Origin of the sequence: Pseudomonas sp. PDM09 (assembly GCF_014852305.1) — a bacterium.
Taxonomy (GTDB): Bacteria; Pseudomonadota; Gammaproteobacteria; order Pseudomonadales; family Pseudomonadaceae; genus Aquipseudomonas.
The window spans coordinates 487,189-508,746 of the sequence record NZ_JACVBI010000001.1 but is presented as its reverse complement, the minus strand read 5'-3'; the positions used below and the strand labels follow the sequence as shown (position 1 = coordinate 508,746).

At 60.2% G+C, this 21,558-nt stretch carries 13 protein-coding genes; 7 read left to right on the top strand and 6 right to left on the bottom strand.

Annotation, left to right across the window (positions count from 1 at the left end; translation table 11 throughout):
• Positions 1 to 320: 320 nt before the first annotated feature.
• From IB250_RS02275 to IB250_RS02250, 6 genes are all read right to left on the bottom strand, one after another.
• Positions 321 to 854 (bottom strand): hypothetical protein, encoded by a 534-nt coding sequence (locus tag IB250_RS02275; protein ID WP_192342797.1) that lies wholly within the window; start codon positions 852 to 854, stop codon positions 321 to 323.
• Positions 851 to 9,340: a DUF637 domain-containing protein gene (locus IB250_RS02270; protein ID WP_225603251.1), complete on the bottom strand. Its 8,490-nt coding sequence runs from the start codon at positions 9,338 to 9,340 to the stop codon at positions 851 to 853. The genes IB250_RS02275 and IB250_RS02270 overlap by 4 nt, the downstream gene beginning before the upstream one ends.
• 30 nt (positions 9,341 to 9,370) lie before the next feature.
• Positions 9,371 to 11,080 (bottom strand): ShlB/FhaC/HecB family hemolysin secretion/activation protein, encoded by a 1,710-nt coding sequence (locus IB250_RS02265; RefSeq protein ID WP_225603287.1) that lies wholly within the window; start codon positions 11,078 to 11,080, stop codon positions 9,371 to 9,373.
• Between the two features lie 484 nt (positions 11,081 to 11,564).
• Entirely contained in the window at positions 11,565 to 12,992 is a 1,428-nt protein-coding gene (locus IB250_RS02260) for an FAD/NAD(P)-binding protein (RefSeq protein WP_192342795.1), read from the bottom strand.
• Positions 12,993 to 13,150: 158 nt separating this feature from the next.
• Positions 13,151 to 13,495, bottom strand: a complete 345-nt coding sequence (locus IB250_RS02255) for a hypothetical protein (protein WP_192342794.1) — start codon at positions 13,493 to 13,495, stop codon at positions 13,151 to 13,153.
• Positions 13,496 to 13,624: 129 nt separating this feature from the next.
• On the bottom strand, positions 13,625 to 14,188 hold the full coding sequence (locus IB250_RS02250; RefSeq protein WP_192342793.1) for a helix-turn-helix domain-containing protein: 564 nt from the start codon (positions 14,186 to 14,188) through the stop codon (positions 13,625 to 13,627).
• 15 nt (positions 14,189 to 14,203) lie between these two features.
• Between IB250_RS02250 and IB250_RS02245 the strand changes: the two genes are divergently transcribed.
• The 7 genes from IB250_RS02245 to IB250_RS02215 all read left to right on the top strand — a co-directional run bounded on the left by IB250_RS02245 (position 14,204) and on the right by IB250_RS02215 (position 21,467).
• Positions 14,204 to 15,211, top strand: a complete 1,008-nt coding sequence (locus tag IB250_RS02245; RefSeq protein ID WP_192343198.1) for a DMT family transporter — start codon at positions 14,204 to 14,206, stop codon at positions 15,209 to 15,211.
• A gap of 180 nt (positions 15,212 to 15,391) precedes the next feature.
• On the top strand, positions 15,392 to 18,322 hold the full coding sequence (locus IB250_RS02240; RefSeq protein ID WP_192342792.1) for a monovalent cation/H+ antiporter subunit A: 2,931 nt from the start codon (positions 15,392 to 15,394) through the stop codon (positions 18,320 to 18,322).
• Complete coding sequence (locus IB250_RS02235) at positions 18,322 to 18,666, top strand: Na+/H+ antiporter subunit C (RefSeq protein ID WP_008029186.1); 345 nt, start codon at positions 18,322 to 18,324, stop codon at positions 18,664 to 18,666. The genes IB250_RS02240 and IB250_RS02235 overlap by 1 nt, the downstream gene beginning before the upstream one ends.
• Entirely contained in the window at positions 18,663 to 20,348 is a 1,686-nt protein-coding gene (locus IB250_RS02230) for a monovalent cation/H+ antiporter subunit D (protein ID WP_192342791.1), read from the top strand. The genes IB250_RS02235 and IB250_RS02230 overlap by 4 nt, the downstream gene beginning before the upstream one ends.
• The gene (locus tag IB250_RS02225; protein ID WP_192342790.1) at positions 20,345 to 20,833 is read left to right on the top strand and encodes a Na+/H+ antiporter subunit E; all 489 of its coding nucleotides are present in this window, start codon (positions 20,345 to 20,347) and stop codon (positions 20,831 to 20,833) included. The genes IB250_RS02230 and IB250_RS02225 overlap by 4 nt, the downstream gene beginning before the upstream one ends.
• Positions 20,830 to 21,108, top strand: coding sequence for a K+/H+ antiporter subunit F (locus IB250_RS02220; protein ID WP_123494180.1), 279 nt, complete (start codon positions 20,830 to 20,832; stop codon positions 21,106 to 21,108). The genes IB250_RS02225 and IB250_RS02220 overlap by 4 nt, the downstream gene beginning before the upstream one ends.
• Positions 21,105 to 21,467, top strand: coding sequence for a Na+/H+ antiporter subunit G (locus IB250_RS02215; RefSeq protein WP_123360814.1), 363 nt, complete (start codon positions 21,105 to 21,107; stop codon positions 21,465 to 21,467). Before IB250_RS02220 ends, IB250_RS02215 begins: the two co-directional genes overlap by 4 nt.
• Positions 21,468 to 21,558: the final 91 nt, after the last annotated feature.

Here is a 21,558-nt window from a genome sequence, read left to right as displayed (position 1 = left end):
ACCCGGCAGACCCGAAGATCTCCCGCGCACAGCCGCCATAACGCAATTCAGCGAACGAAAAACGTCATCTGAAAAGGAGCGGTGGCGCTGTGCGCCTTGATTGACCCGGGCTGCGAAACCCGATCGCTGATTCGTCAGCAACCCGGAAACGATAGAGCCCGGCCTCAAGGCGCACAAGCCGGCGGATTCTGGCGTAGTCGTAGGCAGCGGCGCAAGAATGTGTAGCCTGAGTGAGTATCTGGAGATGTCGATTAAACATCGCCTGTTTAGCGGTCTCACGTCGGGTTTTGCGGTGGATGGGCCGCCCCCTTCCGCCATAACTAATAGCGAATCCACTTTCCCGTACTTATTATTTCTGGACTATTACAATCCACCAAATAAAGCCATTCTGGATCATGCCCTACCGTACCTACCAAAACCCCTAGCGTGTCAGGATGATCGGGCATCGCACCGGTGTGAATTGCTCCAATATAACTATTTTCACCCTCGGGATTGTGCAGTTGAAAACGCAATGACCCGTCGGCATTGTAGATCGCAGCATTATCGGGAAAACCAAAAAACCAGGGAGCTTCAGGGCAACTAAATTTTGAAGGTTCTTTATCAAAAACAACCAAAACCCCAGTTCTATCAGGCAGTATGCAGGGGGTACCCGCAACAGGAAACTCGACAGCCGCCCCCCCTTCAGACACTACAAATTTCATCACCTTCACGACTGGACTGACCTTCACATACCTGAGGTGTTCCATTTCAACTTCAAAATCAGTTCTGCCACCCTGCCAATCATAGAACTCCTCGAAGACTGCTCCATCAGCATGAGTCACCACACTCCTTACACATGCAACAAGACCACTCATTTCAACAACCTCAAACTGCCAACATCAACATTATAGAATTCAGGATTTTCACGAGGAGTTTTATCCATAAAATTGACTTGATTTGCTCCACCCGGCAGCCTTATTTTTTGAGTGGCATCCCACATATCACCAGCAGTGCCCTCACGAACTCCGACACCTGGCCTTATAGTGAACTCAACTTTATACAAATTCCCGTCTTTAAATTCGCTGGAAATCGCCAGTTTATTTCTAACATCCGCTATCGAATTTACCGGAAAATCTGTAGCCCAGCCCCCTAGAGAAGAAGCCGGATTTGATCCGGTTTTTTCGCTATTACGCATAGCGTCGTATTGTCTCTGGTCTATAACCATAGTCATGGTACGCGGCTGCTCTAAAACCTTATCGGTCACTATTGTTCCTTCTTTCCAGGCCGCGCGCTGCGTTCCCCAATAGGGAGGTTTTACCCCACCCGCTTGCTCCGTCAAAAGCAGGTCGTTCGCTTTCTTCTCATCATCGACACGTGGAAGGCCATCACGGTCCGTAACCTGCCCTGCGTTGATGTTTTCCGCACGATGCTCCTTTCCTGGAACGAAGTCACGCTGCGCGGTCTGCCCAAACCCTTCAGCGTCACGAGTAGAGTTCAACTCGATGAGGCGCTTCTCCAATACCGTTTTCTCAGCTTTCGCCAAGGTATCCCGGGCGACCAGCTCCTTCAAAACCGCAAGAAGGCTGCCCTTGGCCATCTTGCCGGCCGGCATCACCTCAAGAAGCAACTCGAGATCAATATTCGAATTGACCCCGCCACTCGCCAGAACACGTAACCGGTCCATTTGCTCTGCTTGGGTCCCGGCATCGGCACTGAGCGCACCAATTTCAGGAAGCTTCCTGATAGCAATGGACTCTCCATATTGCTCAGCCCACTTGTCCGGTACTACACCCATGCCATCTGGGGCGTTGTTGTAGGTGGAGTTGCTCGAAGGATTGAAGAGACGCGAGTCGTTGTACTGCCTGTCCGTAGACGTGAACGCAACGACCTTGTCGCCGTTCGCGACGATGGGGCTCCCATCCGCCCACGTCAAAAGCACCTTCTCGTTCTGCAGTTGAGTGACCACTCCTCGGGCAACACGCAGATCGTCAGCCAAGTGCTGACCCTCTGGGTTATTCGGGCTATAGCCGGACAGAATTCCCTGTAGTTCATTGTTGGTCTGCTTATCGACCTCACCACCTGCTACGAATGTCAGTAGAGCGTTCCATTCGAAGCCAGATTGGCTTTTGCCAGTTGAGGCATCTAAATTCTTGGCCTCAAGAGCAAGTCTTTTCTCTTCTTGAACGTGTAATTTGCGGTTGTAAGACTGCGCATTCCCGGCGATTTCCGAGCCTAGAGAAACGTCGCCATCAACACTGGCTGCCGCCAGCAACCCCACCAGTTTGGACGCAGCGTTTACCAACCGGTCGTGCTCTGCGGGATCATCGCCACTGAGTAACGGTGTTTTATCCAAGGTCGCGATAAGCGCCTCATTAGCGCCCGCAGCGATCGCCCCCGTTTTAAAATCGCCACCCATTGCTTCTGAAAGCAACCCACCCACGACAGCATGCAGGGCGGTTTTACTTAGGCCGCTGTCTTGAAGTTTGAAGGCATCGCCAAAATCACCAACACCTGTGAAAGCAGTAGCCTGAAGCACATCGAAGACGCTGCCCTTCATTGCGTCCTTGAAGCTGCCTTGCCCAAGGGCTTCGGAAAGCGTTCCGCGCACCGCTCCGCCCGCCAATTGGATCGTACCGAACCGACCAATAGCTGCCGGGTCGTTCCAATGAGGTACTACGCTGGGACCACTCACTTTGTTAGTGATAGGGTCGCTCTGTGCGCCAAACCAGTTGCCACTGGCGTAATTCACAAATCCTGCTGAGGCGCCCGCGATCAGCGCTTGTTTCATGCTGTCGCTACTGAAGGTTTCCTTGAATGCGGCTCCCAGGTTGCCCTTGTTGTTTATCGTGCTGACCACGCCCGTACTGGCAAGGGAGGTCAACGACGCGGTGGCAATGATGTTTCCCAGACCTGCTGCCGTACCTGCGACAGCCGCACTGGTCGTCGTTGCAGCTGTGGCTGCCGTTGCCGCCGCCATAGTCGAGCCGGCGCCTGCAGCACTACCGGCTGCTGCCGCAAACGTACTGGCGGCACCTGCCGTCAATACCGTTACGACGATGATGATCGCAAGCATCGCCCCCTGACCAAGGCTGGAATGGCTGTACTTGAAGGAATCATGCAACTCCTTCACATGCCGCCAATCCACATCCCCGCGTTTCTCAGCCTCTTTCAACCAAGCCAATTGCGGATCAGCCTTCACCATCACATCAATGGTCTGGCTAACCGTGTTCTGATTAATCTGTCTGATATCAATCTTCAAGCCATCTACGGCCTTGATCGCCAACTGCCCCTGCGCCACCAACTCACTCTGGCGCAGCGTCTCGTCGGTATTGCCCTTGCCCTTGGCGCTGGTCCACGCCAGGTCACTCTTACTCTTCTCGTGACTCTCCTGATGCAGGTCCTTGACCGCCTCAAACGTCACCGCGCCGCCGCTGGCAATCGTCAGGTCGTTACCACTATTGAGCTTGGCCCGCTGATACAGCTGATCGCCACCACTGGCCAATGTCAGGTCGCCACCGGTCTTGATTTCTGTCCCTACGTTTGTGACGCGGGTAACTTCATCACGCTGGGTTTTCTTGGCGCCCCAGCCGCCTTTTTCTTTCATGTCGTAGAGGGTGTAGGTGCTGTTCTGCGCGGCCAGCAGGTTCAACCTATCCCCGCTGTACAGATACGCCTCATTTCCCGCACTGATCTTGCTCGCCACAATCGTCGTGTCGCGCCCAGCCTGGCTGGTGAAGTTCCTGCCCGCCGTCAGCACACTCGCCACTTGCGTCGTCTGATCATCCGAAGTCTTGATGCGCTTCTTGCCGTGCTTTTCCTTGCCCTCAACGTTGTGCATATCGCTGACCGACACGATGTTCAGGTCGCGCGCGGCCTGAACGTTCAGGTCTTTGCCGGCGGTCGCGGTGCTGCCGATAACGTTGACGTCTTGCCCGGCCTTCATGTTGAGGTTGCCGCCGACAGTAACGGTCGCGGCGAGGTTCTTCACGTCAGTGGTGATGCTCGACTTGTGGCCGCCGTCGCTGAATTCGTGTTTCTCGCTGGTATCGGTTTTGGCCGCCAGGTTGATGTCCCGGCCCGCCGTCAGGGTCGCGTTGCCGCCACTGCTCAAGGCGCCGTGGTTGGTCAGGTCGCGGCCGGCCGCAACGGCCAGGTTTTCCCGGGCGCTGATGCTGCTGCCCGCATCGGTCAGGGTGCGCATGCCGGCGCCGTCACGAACCTGAATCGCGGTGCGGTCGTTGATGATGTCGCCCTTGAGCGCGACAAGGCTGACCTGGCTGGCGCGGATCTCGCCGGCCATGGCGTTGCGAATGCTGTCTTGCGCCAGTATTTGCAGGTCGTTACCGGCCTCGACCAGCCCGCCCTGGTAGACGCTGCCGGCGCTTTGGACGTTGAGGTTGTTGCTCGCGCGAAGCGTGCCGACGTTGACCAGATCGCCGCCGGTGAACAGGTTCAAGTCCCGACCCTGGATCAGGCTGCTGCCGCGTACGTTGCGGCTATCCGCCTGGGCCAAGTACAGCACCGGCACGAGGACTTTTTGCCCGTCGACGATGCGGTTTTCCATCCAGACAATGTCATGGGTCAGCGCGCTGACCTGCTCGCCCGTCAACGAGACGCCAAGGCTCAGGCGCAGTGCGTCTTTGCTGGCGAGGGCGTTATCCATCAGGTAGCGGTATTGCTCGTAATCGCTGGTCAAACCGTCGGCGAGAAAACGCTGGCCGGTTTTCGCCAGCACCGCATCGCGAATCAGGCGCTGCTCGTAGAGGCCATCGCCGAGTCGACGCCAAGTGCTGTCGGCGTTGACGTTCAACAGCTTGAGCAGGTAGTCCGAACCAAAGAACTGCGACAGGTTCGTGAGGTTCGGGTTGGTCTCGATCAGGTAGCGGCTTGTCGGGTCGGGGTTCTTGATGAACAACCCGTAATCGCCCTTGGGCGTTTGGAAATTCGGCCCGGCCGTCGGGTCCACAGAGGTGAAAGGTAGCCCGCTGTAATCCACCGGTTTGAAGACGGTCTGTACGCTGCCATCCGCCGCGATACGCTCGATGGGTTGCACAGCGGCAGGCGTCACGGCGGCGGCACCGGTCGCCTGCGGGGTGAGGTTGATATTGACCTCACCTACCCCGACGCCGGTCTGGTCGTCGCCCAGCGTACCGGTCAGTTGTTCGAGCGTGTTCTCGTGCAGCGTGCCGTTTTGCACGGTACGCGTGACGCTGAGGTTGACGGTGGCGCCGGCTTGAATCGTGGCGGCGTAGGTCGGCTCAGGGTTGTCGGTCCAGACGGTGACATTGCTGCGCTCCTGGAAGCGGCTGTCGCTGGAACGCGATTTCAGCAGTTCGAAGCGGGCGTCGTCGTAGTTCCCGGCGGCAACGGCCGCGTTGAAGGCCGGGACGTCGACGTACTCCATCTGATCCCAATAACCGGTGGAAATGCGCCTCGGTGTACGGATCACGATGGTGTTCTGCCCGGTGCGAGTGGACGCGCCCTGGTTGAGCAGGTCATCGGCAATGATGGTCAGGTTGTTGTTGGCGGCCAGCAGGCTGTAGCGGTTCTGCACGCTTGAGGCCTGGATGTTGAGGTCTTTGCCTGCAACCAGGCGCGCCGAAGCAGAGTCTTTGATGGCGCGCTCGATGAACGTTTGGCCAATGGTGATCCAGCCGCGTTTGAAGGAGTCATGTCCGCCACAGTGTTGGCTGCACGCCCACTTCAAGGTGCCGCTCACCCGTTGTTGGTCCAGCTCGAATTCGGCTTTGGCATTTTCCAGCGAGACGGCGTGAAGGCTGATATTGCCTTGGCTTTCGACGGTCCCGGAGAGGTTTCTGAAACTTTGCGCGGCGGCGCCGTCGATGCCGGCGAAGCTAAGATTGCCGGCGCTGTAGAGGTCGCCATACCAGTTCAGCAGGCTACTGGCGCGCAAGCTCATGTCGCCGCCGCTGAACAGCAATGTATCGGCGCCGTTGGTGATGCCGCCGGTGGCGGTGAGGTCGACTTTGCCTTGGGCACCCAGTGTGCCGTGGTTGTCGATTTGCGCTGCGTCGATGCGCAGGTTCTGGCGGGCAGTCAGGTAGCCGAGGTTATCCAGCGTACCGCTCAGGTTGAGGCGTGTGTCGGTGCCGGCCCCCATGCGTCCACCGTTCTGGCGGACGTCATGGGCGGTGATAGTCAGCATTTTCTGTGCGGATAACCGACCGCTGTTGTACAGATCGCCCGTAAGGTTCAGCGTGAGGTCGCCATCGCTGAGCAGCTCGCCGCCGTTGCTCAGGCTGCCAAGGTTGAGCACCAGTGCGGTGCTGCTGGCCAGGCGATCGCCAGACTGAAGCGTCAGCGAATCGCTGGTGTAAGTCAGGGCCTCGTTGAGCTGTGCACGCCCCAGCCCATCCACCGCGCCAAAGTTCCAGTCGCCGCGGCCCAGGCCGGTGATATCACCACCGGCACCGGTCAGGCGATCGAGGTGCAGGGTAAATAACCCGGTGTTGGCGTGTTCGAGGGTCCCGGTACGGTTATCCAGCGTGCTGGATTTGAAACTGAACGACGAGTTACCGACCTCGATGGTGCCGTTGTGGTTATTGACGGTGTCGCTGAAATCGAGCGTGCTGATGTCGTCTGTCGAGACGTGAAGAGTACTGACGTTGTTGCCCAGCGCACGGATTCGCCCGGAAGCACTGTTGTCCAGCGTGCCGCCCTGGAGTGCAAGCCAGGTGTTGGATTCGATCAGGCCGCCCTGGTTGGTCAGTTGGTCGGCCGTCAGGTCAACGGTGTTGCCACTGAGCTGTCCACCGCTGTTGTCCAGCGTGGAGCCTTTGAACACCAGCGCGGTCTTGGCGAAGAGTTTGCCGGCGCGGCTGGTCAGTGAATCGACGGTCAGCTTCAGTTCACCCGCCAGGCTGGCGATCATGCCGGCCTTGGTGCCATCGCTGCTGTTATCGAGACTGCCGGCGGTCACCTCGACGGTGTCGCCCTGGATCGTGCCGCCAAGGTTGCCGATGCTGCCCTTGCCGAGCTTCAGGCTGGCAAGCCCACCGTCGGCGAGAATAACGCCGCCGCTGTTGTTCAGTTGGTTCCCGCGGTAGGTCAACCCACCGGACCCTGCGACCAGTTGCCCCTTCTGACCGTTGAGCAAAGTGCTCGCCTGAAGGTCCAGTCGCTGGCCGCGAATCGTGCCGCCCTGGTTATCGATCAGGCTCGCGCCGGTGACGGTGGCCGTGTTGTTACCGGCATCGATCACACCGGTCAGGTTGCTCAACAGGTTGCTGACATTCAGGACAACGTCGTCGCCATTGCTGACCAGTGCGCCCTTGCCGTTGTTGATCAGGCGTTGAGCATCGACCTGGATGGTTTTACCGAGCACTGTGCCCGCGCTGTTGTCCAGCCAGCCACCTTGCAGCAAAAGGCCGCCGTCGCTCTGAATGTGCCCCTTGTTATTGAGCAACTGCGCCTTGATGGCCGCCGGATCGAAGATCAGGCTCATGCCCTGGGCGCCTGCCGCCAGCAGCCCCGCGTTGCTGTTGTCGAGCCCCGAGGCGTTCAGATCAATGCGCTCGCCGACGATTTTCCCGCCGCGGTTGTCGACCTGCCCCCCCGGCGCGCGAATGCTGACCTTGGACCCCAGCACGCTGCCGAGCTGGTTATCGAGGCTCGAGGCTTTCAGATCGAGGTCACCGTTGACCGCCAGCAGCCTGCCGCCCTGGTTGATGACCTCCTGGCCCGTGACTGAAAGCTGGTTTTGCGCCTGGAGAGTGCCCGAAGTGTTATCGAACCTGCCGCGGGTGTTCACCCGCGCATTACCGGCGCTGGCAGAAAGCAGGCCGGAGCGATTATCAAGCGTGGTGGTATCGACAATAAGGCCGCCGGCGTCGATTTGCCCGCCATGGTTATCCAGCTGGCGAGCGGTGATTGTCAGGCTGCCGCCCAGCACTTGGATCAAACCTTCGCGGTTGTCCAGGCTGTCGAGTTGCAAGGACGCCGCCTGCCCCGCGCCAAAGCGGATCACCCCTGCCAGGTTGACGATGGCCGGTGTATTGATCACCAGCGACTGGTCACCGACGATTCGCGCAGCAGCGCCCTGATTGGTAACCCGGGCGCTGGTCAGATCGACCGCCGCGCCCTGAACCACGCCTTGATTGGTCAGAGTTGTGCTCGCACGGATACTCAACGAGCGACTGGCTTCAAGACTGCCGCTGTTGGTCACGGAGGGGCTGGTGATGCTCAGGTCGCCCGTGGTGTTGCGGCTGTTATCGGCCTCGATGCCCGCGGCAATCACGCCGGAGTTACTGAGTTTGTCGGCATTGATGTCGATGCGGTTGCGGGCGGCCAGACTCTGCCGGTTGACCAGCTCGCCGGGCGTACGTACATCGACGCTGCCGGCGTAAGCCTTGCCGGTCATCTCGACACTCTGCGCGTTGACCCGCAAGGCACCTTGGGCCGATGTCTGCGCCATGCTCAGATGGCCGCCGGCATCGATTTGAATATCGCCGGCACTGGCGGCCATGTTGCCCGCCAGCTTGACCCCGACGCCCTGCTCGGTGCCCACCAGTTTGATGGTGTTGGCATACATCCCGCCCAGCGCCGCCGCATCGATTGCCAGTTGAGGCTTGTCGGCATCACGGGCCGCGCGAGGGGTGGTGGCCAGGCTGTCGGCGTTGACGTTGTTGGCACCGGTAATGACATTCAATTGCCGGGCATGGATGTCTGCGTTGATCTTCGCCGAACGGGTAATCAGGTCGAATTGATCAACGTTGGCCGCATCAAGCCCCATGCCATCGATGGTGATGCTGCCGCCATCAACCTCGAAGTGATCAAGCTTGCCGCTGCCGTCGAGTACAGGCTTGCCGGTGCTGAGGGTCACGCGCGGCGTGTTGATGAAGCCGCAACCGTTACAGCTCACGCCGTAAGGGTTGGCGATGATGACCCGCGCTGACTGGCCTGCCACTTCGGTGTAGCCGTTGAGCTGGCTGGGGCTACCGCCGTTGACTTCGTTGAGAATGGTGCCGGCTGCCCGTCCACCGAGCTGGCTGTTGCCCAGGATGTGGCCGCCCAGTTGGGTGTTCTGCACTGCGTTCGTCGCGTTGTTGAGGATCACGCCCTGGCGACCGACGTTGTAATCCTTGAACTGGTTGTGCGAGAGCCCGGCACCGTTGGGCGCGGCAATATTGATCACCGGTACGCCGTTGCCGGCCTGCCCTATGCCGGTCTGGGTGTTGCCGCTGACGGCGATGCCCTCGGCCTGGGCCCAGATCGGCTGCCAGAACATGACGTTCGCCAACAGCAATGCCAGCAAGCGTTTGGGCATGCCCAGGAAGTGCGTGCGAGGGGCCACGGCAGCCGAAGGCTGACGGGACAGAAAGGCAAGCTGGTGAACGTCCATATTCAGAATCTCGACGCGATAACAAATGAATTAAAGAAACAGGTCGACCTGGAAGTAGATCGGCGCCTCGCGCTCGGTGAGCACGGTGGGGCGTTCCAGCGAGTGGGCGAACGTCACGCGAGTGGCGAGGTACTTGCCACGGGCGAAGAGTTCCAGAGAGTTGCTGGACATTCGGCCATGCACTTCGCTGTTGTATCGGTCATTGCTGATCACGCCTTGGTCATAGCCGACACTGGTGCCGTACTCGCTCAGTGCCGGGCGCAGCCAATCGACAGTCACCGGGCGGGTCCAGCGCAATTCGTTGCGCCAGTAGCCGCCGCTGTCCCCGGATAAAAACTGGTCTTTATAGCCACGCACCGATGAACTGCCACCCAGGCTGATGCGTTGCGGGCTGAACAACACGTCTTCACTGCGCTGGCCCGTGGCGAGGCTGCTGAACGTGAAGGACTCGCCCAGCCAGTTGAACGGCAACAGGTAACTGGCCGTGGCGGTGTACTTTCGATAGCGAGCGTTGGCGGTAAGATTGCCGGCATCATCACGACGCTGGTCGTTGCCTTGTGCATCCAGCGCGCCGATGCCCTGCTGCATGCCCAGGTCCAGGTTGACGAACGACTGGCCAATACGCCGGCCGTGGTTGATACCCAACTGGGCTTCGGTAATACGCTGGCTGCTGTTATCCAGGCGGCTATCTTCGATGTAGTTGTTAGTGCGCAGATGGGCGAAGCCGGCATTGATCGACGTTTTGCTCACCGCATCGCGATGGACGAGGCGCTCGGCGCGAAATTGATGATTCTCGCTGTCGCCGCTCTGGCTGAAGTTGAAACCATTGCCTTGGGCCTGGGAGCGGTATTCGCTCTGGCTGTAGGTATAACTGAAGTTCCACCAGCCCCAAGGCACGTTGTAATAGAGCATGGCGTTTTTCGAGGTTTTCTGGTGATCGCTCACCGCGTCATGGCCGCCGCGCAACATCAACTGGTCGGCCAGCCCCAGCGGGCTGTCCCACTCAAAGCCTGCGCCCCACTGCTGTTCACCGGTGCTTTTCTGACCGTCGTTGTTACGCGACAGGCTGGCACGCCAAGGCTTTTGCGGGTTGTTCTTGACCAGCACGTTACTGCCGCCGACCTGAACGCCGGGGGTCAGTTCCATTTGCGCCTGGTTGGAGGGCAAGCGGTTCAACTGATCCACCAGTTGTTCTATTTCACGAAGATTGAGCAATTCGCCCGTTTTACCGGGGAAGGTCATGGACAGTTCCCGATCGGAAATATGGCTGTCGTCAGCGCCCTTCAAACCCTCAAGTTTGCCCTCGACTACAAATACACTTAAGTGGCCGCTGGAGAGGTCTTGCTGCGGCAAGTAAGCGCGGCTGGTGATCATGCCCTTGCCGATGTAATGGTCGGTGATGACCTTGAGCAATTCGTTGAGTTGCGAGACGCCCAGGCATTGACCGATATAAGGCTTGAGCAAGCGCTCGCGGTCGGCAGCGGACAGACTGTCGGCGCCCTTGAGTTCGATGTCTTTGATAGGAAAGCAACGTGTATCTACTGGGCCGGCAGGTGTTGCGGGCAATGTTGGCTTGCCCGGCAGGTCCTTGAGTTCTTCCAGTCGACGCTGCTGTTCTTCAATCAGGCGGTTCTGGCGATCGCGGATCAGGTCCTGGTCGCCCGGCGTTGGCAGGCTGGCGCCATCGGCGCTGCTCTGTGTACCCAAGCCAAGCAATAGCGCGCACAGCACCGGCCACATCCGTGGGGAGATAAGCATAACGCTCCATGTCATAAGTGCTGAGGGCGTACATTGATGCCCGCAGGGGAAGGGTCGTGGTCACCCTGAAATTGATGCCAGAAATGCTGGCTAAATGACGCCAGCCATCACGGACGGTAAACAGACCCCACACATTTTGAAAAATTCAGCCGACAAGGAAATTAATATCAATTGTGTCAGACCAACTGAACCACGCGGCGGGCTCGATACAGCAGCGAGAGGCTTGCCCCCGTTGGGTTGCGGCCAGCAGGGTTGCGTTATCGACCTCGGGGTCAACGTGGAAAAGAGTGTCGTTTAAACAATGCTTGTTTAGTGGCCTGAGCGTTGTAGTGACTGTACTGGCCTCTTCGCAAGCCCGCTCCCACAGGGGATCTTCGGCGAACACACTATCTGTGTATGCCTGAGATCAAATGTGGGAGCAGGCTTGCTCGCGAAGAGGCCCGAAAAGCCCCCCTCCAACTTTTGGTCAAACCACCAATCGCGCCGCAAGAGACTTGGCCTGGCTCGCCACGTCGGTCACTGCCGTGCTCTCCCACCACATCCCGCGCAGCGGCGGGCCCATGGCGAACAAACGGTTGGCGACCAGCCCATCAGCGCCTGACACCGCGCCGTCATCCGCGGCGGCAATGCCCAACGCCAATGGCCCCGGCCGCACCAACCCGCGCGCCAATAGCTGCTGCGGCAATGGCCGCGCCACCCGCCGCCAGTCGTATTCGATGCCGCTGGAATTGATCAGTGCCGCGCCGTGCACCACGCAGGTTTCGGCCTCGCCACGGCGACGGATGCGGATACTCACCCCACCGCTCAACGAAGGCTCCAACCCTTTGAACGATGCAGCATGAATCCGCAACCGCCCTTCCCCGTGCAGCCGCGCCACCAACTCGGCACTCAACGGCGGTGAGCGATGGTGATGGCTCTCCCACCACGGCCGCACATGGCGCACGAATTGCCGGCGTTGCACGTCCGTCGCCTGATTCCACAACCGCCCGATGTGCGCCCGCACCGTGTCGAGTGGCGCTTGCCAGTCGATGCCTTGGGCGATGGCGGCGCGGCAATGCCGGCGCAATTCGCGCATCAGCTGACGCGGTGTGCGAATGCTGTGATCCTCGGCCAAAAAATCCGCCCAGGCCGGCGGCTGCCTACGCACGTGGGGCAACAGCCCATGCCGGGAAAACACTTCGATCGGCCCGCGATGCCCGGCCTGCTCCAGCGACACCACGGCATCGACCATGGTCAGCCCGGAACCGATGATCAGCACCGTGGATTGTGGATCGAGCTGGCGCATGGAAGCCACGTCCCACGGGTCGAGGGCGGCGGCGTTCAGGCCGCTGGATTCGGTCTGTGGCGTGCGTGCGGCGGGGAACATACCGGTGGCCAGTACCGCATAGGCGCCTTGCAAGCATTGCCCATTACTCAAGGTCAATTGCACTGAATCGTCCCGGGTTTGCAGGTCCACCACTTCGGCACGCACATGTTCGACGGTCGAACCGTGGCGCTCACCCACTGCCTGCGCTTCGGCCAGACGCTGCTGCACATAGACCCCAAACAGCCCACGCGGCGGGAACAATTCACTGACTGGCACATGTTGCTGATCCGACTCCGGCCAGCCACCCGCCGCAATGTGTTCGGTGAGCCATTGGGTCAAATCATCAGCGTTGTCGGGATCGACACTCATGCGCGCCGCGTTGCCGTTAAGCGTATGCCCCAGTTCGACCGCGCTATAGGCCTCGCCCCGACCGAGTTCGGCGCGGGGCTCGATCACCAGCACCTGACGCTTGCCCGGCAAACGCAACAACTGCGCCGCCAGCATCGTGCCGCTCAGGCCACCACCGATGATCAGGATATCCGCGTGGCGGATGGGTTTGGTCGCCTGTCCGCTTGGGGTGTCAATCATGGCGCTCTCACTGGTCAATGTTTACCTGAATGGACATCGGGCATATCGCCCCATGCAGTCACTCATCGGCGCTGCCGGACAGCCCAGCGTAGAAGAAAACACATCAACTAAAAAATGCAAGATGTTCCACTGTTGCCCCGCCAACAGCCTGGCCGGTCTCACCAACGCATCGATACGCCCAAATCGAGCACTTGGCTTTTATGGAATGGCTCTTCGACCCAATACCGCAGCTGCATTCCCCCCACCCACAGACTGTTAATAAATGCGCAAGCAGGAATCAAGAATGATGCTCGCCCCTCTTGAAGGGGAATCACTAATCTATTGGGAGTGTTGCCAACCTTGTATTCAAGGGTCACCTGCGTGCCCGGATAGACGTTCCGGTTCAATTCAATATCGACCCGGGCACCGGCAATGACATCTTCGACAAAGACATTGTCGCCGTAGGCCACTGGTAGTACGGGTGCAGGTAAAAGCTCTGACGGCTTTTTGTGATTAATAGACATGTCTGAATCCGATGTTAAGGAGTAGGCCGCCATTCGCCGGCGCACTCATCATTGTTGGATCCGAGGCACATCGTCTACTGTGAGAAGCAACAGGTATATACGTGTTTTACGCGACAGAATCGGCACCGATCAAATCACCACATTACGCACAAAGCGCGCCGCCACGTCCCCCTCATTGCGATAGGAATGCGGCTGATTACTGGCAAACATAAAGAACTCACCGGCCGCGATTTTCTGCGGCTCGTTGCCGAGCATCAGGGTCAGGCAGCCTTCAAACACATAAATCTGTTCGCTATAGCCATCGGCATCCGGCTCCGAGGGGTAATGCTCGCCTGGCTCAAGGCGCCATTCCCAGAGTTCCACTTCACGAGTGGCGGTAGCTTTGGCCAGCAACACCGCTTTACTGCCAGGGATCGTGCCGGTCCAGGCCAGTTCATTGATGCGGCTCGGGTCGTGGGCTTCAGGGGCCTGGATCAAGTCGCTGAAGGCAACGTCCAGCGCTTCGGCCACGCGGTCGAGGGTGGTCAGGCTGACGTTCTTCTCGCCGGCCTCGATGGCCACCAGCATGCGGCGACTGACACCGGATTTTTCCGCTAGGGCGCTCTGGCTCATGTCGGCGGCATGGCGCAGACGTCGGACGTTCTGGCTGACGTGCTGGAGGACCGACGCCCGTTGGGTGGAATCTTTGTGCACTATATTGCTCACTTGATGGTGTTGCGCAGTATACTGCCCAACTTCCGGCGCATTGTGCGTCTCCCTCAGGTAGCACGCAAGGCCATGACGTCGGTGAACTCCTCCCCTGCTTCCTCCCGTTTCTCACGGTTCAGCAAAGCTGAATGCGTGTTGGTGCTGATCACTATGGTCTGGGGCGGCACCTTTTTGCTGGTGCAGCATGCAATGACCGTCAGCGGGCCGATGTTTTTCGTAGGCCTGCGTTTTGCCGCGGCAGCGATTATCGTTGCCCTGTTCTCCTGGCGTCATCTGCGCGAACTGACCCTGTTCGAACTCAAGGCCGGGGCGTTTATCGGCGTGGCGATCATGCTCGGGTATGGCTTGCAGACCGTGGGCTTGCAGAGCATTCCCAGCAGTCAGTCGGCGTTTATTACCGCGCTGTATGTGCCGTTCGTGCCGTTGCTGCAATGGCTGGTGCTGGGGCGGCGTCCGGGGTTGATGCCGAGCATCGGGATCATGCTGGCCTTTACCGGGTTGATGTTGCTGTCGGGGCCGTCCGGCGCTTCGTTCAATTTCAGCCCCGGTGAAATCGCCACATTGATCAGTGCCGTGGCGATTGCAGCGGAGATCATTCTGATCAGCACCTATGCCGGTCAGGTCGACGTGCGCCGGGTGACGGTGGTGCAGCTGGCGGTGACTTCGGTGCTGGCGTTTCTGATGGTGGTGCCGACTCAGGAAGTGATTCCGGGGTTCTCGTGGTTGCTGTTGTGCAGCGCATTGGGCCTGGGCGCGGCGAGTGCGGCGATTCAGGTGGCGATGAACTGGGCGCAGAAGAGTGTTTCACCGACTCGGGCGACGTTGATCTATGCCGGAGAGCCGGTGTGGGCCGGGATTGTCGGGCGGATCGCCGGGGAGCGGTTGCCGGCGATTGCGTTGGTTGGCGCGGGGTTGATTGTCGCGGCGGTGATTGTCAGTGAGTTGAAGACCAAGGGTAAGGTGGTTCTTGAGGTTGAGGACGATCTGGATCGCGAAGCCGAGCACTGATCGTTCCCATGCTCTGCGTGGGAATGCAGCCCGGGAGCGTGGGAACGATCGATAGCGATCTGAAACAATGATAAACACGAATTTGCCGTTTACTTTGTAGGATTCTGCGACAGCTTGGCGTTTGGTGATCGGGGAGCTGGCACGTATGATGCTTCACAAACTTCCGCAGATTAGAAGCCTATGTCTCTGATAGTTCTACTGCTTCTGCCTTTTATCGGCAGTTGTCTGGCAGCCTTGCTGCCGCACAACGCGCGTAATACCGAATCGCTGTTGTCTGGCCTGGTTGCCCTGATCGGCACCGTCCAGGTCGCGCTCTTGTACCCGCAAATCGCCGATGGCGGCGTGATCCGCGAAGAGTTCTTCTGGCTGCCCAGCCTGGGCCTGAACTTCGTTCTGCGCATGGATGGTTTCGCCTGGCTGTTCTCGATGCTGGTGCTGGGCATCGGCACGCTGGTTTCGCTATACGCCCGCTACTACATGTCGCCGGACGATCCGGTGCCGCGTTTCTTCGCGTTTTTCCTGGCGTTCATGGGCGCCATGCTGGGGTTGGTGATCTCCGGCAACCTGATCCAGATCGTATTTTTCTGGGAGCTGACCAGCCTCTTTTCATTCCTGTTGATCGGCTACTGGCACCATCGCGCCGATGCGCGACGTGGCGCCTATATGGCGTTGATGGTCACCGGTGCCGGTGGTTTGTGTTTGCTGGCGGGGGTCATGCTGCTTGGCCATGTGGTGGGCAGCTATGACCTGGACAAGGTCCTGGCCGCCGGCGATCTGATTCGCACACATGCCCTCTACCCTATTCTGCTTCCCCTGATCCTGATCGGCGCCTTGAGCAAAAGTGCGCAATTCCCCTTCCACTTCTGGCTGCCCCACGCCATGGCGGCACCGACACCGGTCTCGGCGTATCTGCACTCGGCGACCATGGTCAAGGCCGGGGTCTTCCTGCTCGCACGACTGTGGCCGTCGCTGTCCGGCAGTGAAGAATGGTTCTACATTGTCGGCGGGGCCGGGGCCTGTACGCTGTTGCTCGGTGCTTACTGCGCGATGTTCCAGAACGACCTCAAGGGCCTGCTGGCTTACTCGACCATCAGCCACCTGGGCCTGATTACGTTGCTGCTGGGCCTGAACAGTCCGCTAGCCGCCGTCGCTGCGGTGTTCCACATTCTCAACCACGCTACGTTCAAGGCCTCGCTGTTCATGGCCGCCGGAATCATCGACCACGAAAGCGGCACCCGGGACATTCGCAAACTCAGCGGCCTGATCAAACTGATCCCGTTCACCGCCACCCTGGCCATGGTCGCCAGTGCCTCCATGGCCGGCGTACCGCTGCTCAACGGCTTCCTGTCGAAAGAAATGTTCTTCGCCGAAACCGTGTTCATCAACGCGACGGCCTGGATCGAGATGACCCTGCCAATCGTCGCGACCATTGCCGGGACGTTCAGCGTCGCCTACTCCCTGCGCTTCACTGTCGATGTGTTCTTCGGCCCGACCGCCACCGACCTGCCGCACACCCCGCACGAGCCGCCACGCTGGATGCGCGCGCCGGTGGAGTTGCTGGTGTTCACCTGTCTGGTGGTGGGGATCTTCCCCGCTCAAGTGGTCGGCCCTTTGCTCGCGGCGGCGGCATTGCCGGTGGTGGGCGGGACGCTGCCCGAGTACAACCTGGCGATCTGGCACGGCTGGAACGCGCCGATGATCATGAGCCTGATCGCCATGTCCTGCGGCATCATCCTCTATCTGCTGTTGCGCAATCAGCTCAAGCGCGGGCGTTTCTCGCACCCGCCGGTGATCAGCCACTTCAATGGCAAGCGCCTGTTCGAGCGCAGCCTGGTGATCATGATGCGCCTGGCCCGTCGCTTGGAGCGGCGGATCAGCACCCGGCGCCTGCAAACCCAACTGTTTCTGGTGGTGCTCGCCGCGGTGCTGGCCGGGTTGATCCCGATGCTGCACAGCAGCCTGAGCTGGGGCGACCGACCGAAGATTCCGGGCTCGATCGTGTTCGTGATCCTCTGGCTGCTGGCGATTGCCTGTGCCCTTGGTGCGGCGTGGCAAGCCAAGTATCACCGGCTCGCGGCCCTGACCATGGTCAGCGTCTGCGGCTTGATGACCTGCGTGACCTTCGTCTGGTTCTCGGCGCCGGATCTGGCCCTGACGCAATTGGCGGTGGAAGTGGTGACCACGGTGTTGATCCTCCTCGGCCTGCGCTGGCTGCCACGACGAATCGAAGAGGTGTCGCCGTTACCGAGCAGCCTGCGCAAGGCACGCATCCGCCGTATCCGCGACTTGCTGCTGTCGATCGCGGTCGGAGGCGGCATGGCGCTGCTGTCCTACGCGATGCTGACCCGCCAGACGCCCAACGACATTTCCTCGTTCTACCTCAGTCGCGCCCTGCCCGAAGGCGGCGGCAGCAACGTGGTCAACGTAATGCTGGTGGACTTCCGTGGCTTCGACACCCTCGGCGAAATCACCGTGCTGGTGGCGGTGGCCCTGGCTGTGTTCGCCCTGCTGCGACGCTTCCGTCCACCGAAAGAAAGCCTGCAACTGCCGGCCCAGCAGCGCTTGCTGGCGCCCGACGTGGTCACCGACCTGGTCAACCCGCGTCACGCCAGCGACACCGCGCTCGGTTTCATGATGGTGCCAGCGGTGCTGGTGCGTCTGCTGCTGCCGATTGCGTTTGTGGTGTCGGTCTACCTGTTCATGCGCGGGCACAATCAACCGGGCGGCGGTTTCGTCGCCGGTCTGGTGATGTCGGTGGCGTTCATCCTGCAATACATGGTCGCCGGCACCCAGTGGGTCGAGGCACAAATGAGCCTGCGGCCGCTGCGCTGGATGGGCACCGGGCTGCTGTTCGCCACGGTCACCGGGCTCGGGGCGATGGTGGCCGGGTATCCATTCCTTACCACTCACACCTGGCATTTCGCATTGCCGCTGCTCGGCGAGATTCACATCGCCAGCGCACTGTTCTTCGACATTGGCGTGTACGCCGTGGTGGTCGGCTCGACGCTGTTGATCCTGACCGCCCTCGCCCACCAATCGGTACGCGGTCATAAAACCAGCGCGCAACCCAAGCCCGTGGCCAAAGCAGCTGCCACGCAAGGAGCCATCTGATGGAAGAAGTCATCGCAATCGCCATTGGCGTGCTGGCCGCGTCCGGCGTGTGGCTGGTGCTGCGGCCACGGACATTCCAGGTGGTCATGGGCCTGTGCCTGCTGTCCTACGGCGTCAACCTGTTCATCTTCAGCATGGGCAGCCTGTTCATCGGCAAGGAGCCGAACATCAAGGATGGCGTGCCTCAGGATTTGCTGCACTACACCGACCCGCTGCCGCAAGCGTTGGTGCTGACCGCGATCGTCATCAGCTTCGCCATGACCGCGCTGTTCCTGGTGGTGCTGCTCGCCTCCCGGGGCCTGACCGGCACCGACCATGTGGATGGCCGGGAGCCTAAAGAATGAATCCGATGGCGCACCTGATCGCAGCCCCCATTCTGCTACCGCTGCTGACCGCCGCGGTGATGCTGATGCTGGGCGAAAAACACCGCCCGTTAAAGGCCAAAATCAATCTGTTCTCCAGCCTGCTGGGGCTGGGCATTGCCGTGATGCTGCTGCAATGGACGCAAACCACCGGCGTGCCGGGCTCCATCGGTGTGTACCTGCCGGGCAACTGGCAGGTGCCGTTCGGCATTGTGCTGGTGGTCGATCGTCTGTCGGCGCTGATGCTGGTGCTGACCGGGATCATCGGCGTCAGTGCCCTGCTATTCGCCATGGCGCGCTGGGACGGCGCCGGCTCGAGTTTCCACGCGCTGTTCCAGATTCAGTTGATGGGCCTGTACGGCGCCTTCCTGACGGCGGACCTGTTCAACCTGTTCGTGTTTTTCGAAGTGCTGCTGGCCGCCTCTTACGGGCTGATGCTGCACGGTTCGGGCCGGGCGCGGGTGTCGTCGGGGCTGCATTACATCTCGATCAACCTGCTGGCCTCGTCGCTGTTTCTGATTGGCGCGGCGCTGATCTACGGCGTTACCGGCACGCTGAACATGGCCGACCTGGCGCTGAAAATCCCGCTGGTGCCGGAGGCCGATCGCGGCTTGCTGCATGCCGGCGCGGCGATTCTGGCGGTGGCGTTCCTGGCCAAGGCCGGGATGTGGCCCCTGAATTTCTGGCTGGTGCCGGCCTACTCAGCGGCCAGCGCTCCAGTGGCGGCGATGTTCGCGATCATGACCAAGGTCGGCGTCTACACCTTGCTGCGTTTGTGGACGCTGCTGTTCTCCGGCCAGGCCGGGGCATCCGCGTATTTTGGTGGCGACTGGCTGATCTACGGCGGCATGGCGACCATCGTTTGCGCCGCCGTGGCGATCCTCGCCGCGCAACGCCTCGAACGCATGGCCAGCCTGAGCATTCTGGTATCGGCAGGCATCCTGTTGTCGGCCATCGGTTTCGCCCAGCCGAACCTGATCGGCGCAGCGCTGTTTTATCTGGTCAGCTCGACCCTGGCCTTGAGCGCGCTGTTCCTGCTCGCCGAGTTGATCGAGCGCTCGCGGTCGGCCAACGAAATGCCGCTGTTCGATGACGGCGAGTTGCTGCCACGGCCCCTGGAATCCTTGCAGCCGCCCAAAGGCTTCAACCTCGATGACGACCGCAAAGCAGTGGTCGGCCAGGTGATTCCCTGGACCATGGCGTTCCTCGGTTTGAGCTTTATCGCCTGCGCCCTGCTGATCATCGGCATGCCGCCACTTTCCGGGTTTATCGGCAAACTCAGCCTGCTCAGCGCTTTGCTCAATCCGCTGGGGCTGGGTAATGGCAGCGACGAACCGATATCGAACGGCGCGTGGGGGTTGCTCGCCCTGTTGATTCTGTCCGGGCTGGCCTCGCTGATCGCTTTCTCGCGTTTGGGCATCCAGCGTTTCTGGACCCCGCAAGAGCGGCCGTCGCCCTTGCTGCGGCGCCTGGAATGCGTGCCAATCGTCGTTCTGCTGGGGCTGAGCATTGCGCTGACGTTCAAGGCTGAACCGCTGCTGCGCTACACCCAAGCGGCGGCCGATGCATTGAACAACCCGCAGCAATACGTGATGGCGGTGCTCGAAACCCGTGTAATTCCAGGCCCGCAAGCCAAGGCAGCGCTGCTGGAGGTGCAACCATGAAGCGCCTGTTTCCTGCACCTTGGTTGTCGTTGGCGTTGTGGCTGCTGTGGCTGGTGTTGAACCTGTCGATGAGCCCCGGCAATCTGCTGTTGGGCGCGATATTAGGGCTCTGCGCGCCGTTGATGATGCGCAAGCTGCGGCCGCGGCTGGTCCGCATTCGTCGGCCAGGGGTAATCCTGCGTTTGTTCTTGCTGGTCGGGCGCGATGTGATCGTGTCCAACCTCGCCGTGGCCTGGGGCGTGCTCAACGCGGGCCGTCGTGCGCCCCGCTCGCGGTTCATCAAGGTGCCGCTGGATTTGCGCGATGCCAACGGCCTCGCGGCGCTGTCGATGATCTGCACGGTGGTGCCCGGCACGGTCTGGTCGGAATTGGCGCTCGATCGCAGCATTTTGCTGCTGCACGTCTTCGATCTGGATGATGAAAGTCGATTCATCCAGCACTTCAAGACGACCTACGAGCGCCCCTTGATGGAGATCTTCGAATGAGCGCATTGCTGTCGAACGCGATCCTGCTGAGCCTGTTCATCTTTTCGATGGCAATGATTCTGACCCTGATCCGGCTGTTCCAGGGCCCGTCGGCCCAGGACCGGGTTCTGGCCCTGGATTACTTGTACATCATCGCCATGCTGATGATGCTTGCGCTGGGCATTCGTTATGCCAGTGACACTTACTTCGAGGCGGCGCTACTGATCGCCCTGTTCGGCTTCGTCGGCTCGTTCGCCCTGGCCAAATTCCTGCTGCGTGGCGAGGTGATCGAATGAGGCCTGAATTGTCTCTGTGGGTGGAAATTGCGGTGGCGATTCTGCTGGTGCTGAGCAGCCTGTTTACGCTGATCGGTGCGGTCGGGCTGCTGCGAATGAAGGATTATTTCCAGCGCATGCACCCACCGGCACTGGCCTCGACCTTGGGCGCGTGGTGCGTGGCACTGGCTTCGATCATTTACTTTTCGGCGCTCAAGTCGGCGCCGGTGCTGCATGCCTGGCTGATTCCGGTTCTGCTGTCGATCACCGTGCCGGTGACCACGCTGCTGCTGGCCCGGGCGGCGCTGTTTCGCAAGCGCATGGCGGGGGATGATGTGCCGGCTGAGGTGAGTAGTCGGCGCACGGAAACGGGGAGTTAAATCCGCGGGTTTTGTGTTGATTGATAGGGCCTCTTCGCGAGCAAGCCCGCTCCCACATTGGATCTGTGCCGTACACATCATCTGTGTTCAC